Genomic DNA, 3026 nt, shown 5'->3' with positions numbered 1-3026 from the left:
GGCGCATCCGGTTGATTGGTCCGGGCATCCTAGTGTAGTTTAGGTGGCCCAGCCAGAACACTTTCGGTGCGGAAGTGGCGGAATTGGCAGACGCGCTGGGTTCAGGGTCCAGTGGGAGCAATCTCGTGGGGGTTCAAGTCCCCCCTTCCGCACCATATCGACGCAGCGCGTACGGACGCGCCGGAGCGCACTTCGAGAAAATTCTCGGGCGCGCCGCCGGGGAGCCACCCGGCGGGTCAGCGTATGACGCGACGTACGGTTCGGCACCGGGGAGCCGTCGGCTCGACTCCCCCTCGACTACCCGGTCGGCTCCCCGGCCATCACGGGCGGACGGACCGGGCAGTGGACGAGCGCCGCGCGGCGCGCAACGGGCAGCATGGGGGTTCGAATTGTCACCGAGTCGGAAGTACACGCCGCCGCCACTACCGGTCCCGAAGGTTTTCCAGAGTCGGGAGGAGATCGAGCGCGGCATCGAGAAGCTACGCCGCCGGATCAGCGCTGTGGAGAAACTGCTGACGGACGGCGACCGTTTTGACTCCACGAGGGTGGACACGGTCGAATCGGACATTCGGGATACGGTCCTGGAAATCTTCGGCCCGCAATCCCCGGAATATGGCGACCACCAATACTTCCAGATAACCTCGGGACCCCCGACCATGGTCACCTCCGAGTGGGAGGTACAACAGCGCTTCGAGGGAGGAGTCCCTGAGGCGAGGGCCGTGCTCGAGGGATTGATCAACCGCCTTGAAGAGAAGCTGCACGACCATCCCACCACGGAGGCGCGCCCACAGCGGGCGACGCCCGGGATCGGGCACGAGGTCTTTGTCGTCCATGGCCACGATGGGCAGGCCCTCGCGGAGGTCGCTCGGGTAATCCAGCAGATCGGGTTGGAGCCGCTGATCATCCACGAGCGGGTCAATCTGGGCCGCACGCTCGTAGAGAAAGTCGAGACCAACGCACCGCGCTCGGGATTCGCGGTCGTCATCATGTCTGAAGATGATGAAGGGCGCGCCAGGGGGGACGGCGATGTCCAGCTTCGCGCCCGCCAGAACGTCCTCGTGGAACTCGGATTCTTCTACGGGTTCCTGGGGCGGAGCCGCGTACTCGTCCTGCGGAAGGGGAACCCCGAGATGCCGAGCGATATCTTCGGTGTGGTCTACGAGCCAATCGACCCGGCCGGTGCGTGGAAGTTTAAAATGGTGCAGGAATTACAAGCTGCTGGATTCAACGTGAGCGCCGACTCGCTCACACGCCCCCGCTAGTCCCCTGCTGTAATCTGCATTAAGTTCGTCACCTGTAACAGTTTGTCGGATCCTTGACCACAAGCCGCTTGAGTCCAAGCGGTAACCGTGTCGCGGCAATGAGCCATAACTTGTTGGCATGCAGCGCATTTAATGGACAGCGTTGCCCCACCGATCCACGCGTTTTTGATCTATTGATATCAGATAAGGAGAATTCGGAGGCGGGTCGGTGCGCTTTCCCGGCATTATCGGCGCGAATTCCGTTGCACCTGAGCTTTCCCTTGCCCTATTGTGTCGCCTCGGATATGACTGAGAATCCGAATAACGAAAAAGGTTCTACTGAAACGAAACGGGAGATCCGGCGCGCGCGCTTCGTGCGCGTCGCGGAGCGCCGCACTCGCTTGGTGATCGAGAAGCTACGGGTGCTGGGCAATTGCAGCAACAAAGGCGTCTACGAATTCAACTCCACGGATGTGGATCGGATTTTCTCGGCGCTTCAACGCGAGTTAGAGCAGGCCCGTCGGCGGTTCGATGAGCGGATGAAGAGGAGGGCTGAGTTTAAGCTGGAGCCGTAGGCAACAAGATGGCCCGGGGTGCGCAAACACCCCAGGCCAAGAACCCCAAAACCCCCTGGTCAAGGAGATCTTCGCCATGAACGGAAGCCACGGCAGTGGGGCTTTCCGCAAACTACCTCGCGCACCGCCCGCAATCAATTCTTTTATTCGACCTTCCAACAGACGAAGTTCAACATCGACCAAGGAGTCCAAAATGCGTTACCGGAACACGACTGTATCTGGTGGATCATTCGATCCCTCGATCATCAATGCAGTCTGGAACAAAGGACGTGCCATAGCGGGTCACGATCCAAACGTCGAGCGGATAGATGCGTGCGGCGCGCTGATTCGGAAGGCCGCGTACGGGATGCAGACCAACTCCGGCTGGGAAATCGATCACATAACCCCTGTGGCCGCGAATGGCACCGACGCATTGAGTAACTTGCAGCCGTTGCAGTGGGAGAACAATCGCCACAAGTCGGACAAGCTTCAGTGGAGTTGCGCTGTATCGGCGAGGTGAAGGTGTTCTGGGTGGCGGGCCGGATCACGATTCCGGCCCGTCGTCATTCTCCCCGCGGCGCGCTGTCCTTGTCCGCCACTCGCCCGAGCGCCTCCTCCAAATCCGCCTGAGACACGATCGCGTACCGGTGGAACATCTCGACCGTCTTGTGCCCCGTGGCCTTCATCACGAGGTGCTGAGGCATCCCCTCCTGGCTCATGTTGCGCGCCGCGCTCCTCCGCATGTCGTGAAGCAGTAACCCTGGCCTCCCCGCCTTGGTGTACTCGCGCTGCGTTGTCTCGGCTCAGGATCTGAGCCCGAAGCTTCATAGAGATCGATTTGCACGGCATAGGTCGAGCGGATTTAGTAGGTGTCCTCGTATGCTGGTGGATCCGTCAGGGGAACATGGGTGCCGCACGAAAAGTCTGGCCAGAAAAGCACCCACGCGATGAATAGCAGTATGGCTAGGAGCGCCTTAGGAATGGCCAGGAGTGCTTGCACACGCTCGCCGCGTGGAATCGCCCGAAAGAAAAACCAGCCAAGGGGCAGGAGGGAAACCACGAAAACGACGCGCTCAACTGGCCAAGCCGAACCTATTGACGGCACGGAACGGTCCTCATGGAGCGTAGACTACCCTCACTCGGAGAGCCAGGCGAAGGAAAAACTCCGTAAGTCCTTGGCCTCTCTCGAAGCCACTTTTCCACTAGGCGGGTTCGCGATTCGACAAGTTTC

4 protein-coding genes and 1 tRNA gene are annotated in these 3026 nt (G+C 60.4%); 4 read left to right on the top strand and 1 reads right to left on the bottom strand.

The window, feature by feature from the left end; translation table 11 throughout:
• Nucleotides 1-68 precede the first annotated feature (68 nt).
• The 4 genes from E6K76_06845 to E6K76_06830 all read left to right on the top strand — a co-directional run bounded on the left by E6K76_06845 (nt 69) and on the right by E6K76_06830 (nt 2315).
• Nucleotides 69-155: transfer RNA gene (locus E6K76_06845), tRNA-Leu, on the top strand.
• Between the two features lie 234 nt (nt 156-389).
• On the top strand, nt 390-1262 hold the full coding sequence (locus E6K76_06840; protein ID TMQ58834.1) for a hypothetical protein: 873 nt from the start codon (nt 390-392) through the stop codon (nt 1260-1262).
• A 98-nt stretch (nt 1263-1360) separates the two neighbouring features.
• Nucleotides 1361-1816, top strand: a complete 456-nt coding sequence (locus E6K76_06835) for a hypothetical protein (protein TMQ58833.1) — start codon at nt 1361-1363, stop codon at nt 1814-1816.
• 76 nt (nt 1817-1892) lie between these two features.
• A complete protein-coding gene (locus tag E6K76_06830) occupies nt 1893-2315 on the top strand; it encodes an HNH endonuclease (protein ID TMQ58832.1) in 423 nt (140 codons plus the stop codon).
• 43 nt (nt 2316-2358) lie between these two features.
• Here E6K76_06830 and E6K76_06825 read toward each other — a convergent pair whose 3' ends face one another.
• Nucleotides 2359-2550 carry a hypothetical protein gene (locus E6K76_06825; GenBank protein TMQ58831.1) on the bottom strand — a complete coding sequence of 64 codons (192 nt, stop codon included), beginning with the start codon at nt 2548-2550 and terminating at the stop codon, nt 2359-2361.
• Nucleotides 2551-3026: the final 476 nt, after the last annotated feature.

The sequence above is a fragment of the Candidatus Eisenbacteria bacterium genome, assembly GCA_005893275.1.
GTDB lineage: Bacteria > Eisenbacteria > RBG-16-71-46 > SZUA-252 > SZUA-252 > WS-7.
The sequence above is the reverse complement of the archived record's forward strand: the minus strand, read 5'-3'. Positions and strand labels throughout refer to the sequence as shown.

Bases quoted from the DNA above. Each gene is read 5' to 3' on its own strand.
- E6K76_06830 (TMQ58832.1), top strand. From the start codon at position 1,893: ATGAACGGAAGCCACGGCAGTGGGGCTTTCCGCAAACTACCTCGCGCA.
- E6K76_06835 (TMQ58833.1), top strand. From the start codon at position 1,361: ATGAGCCATAACTTGTTGGCATGCAGCGCATTTAATGGACAGCGTTGC.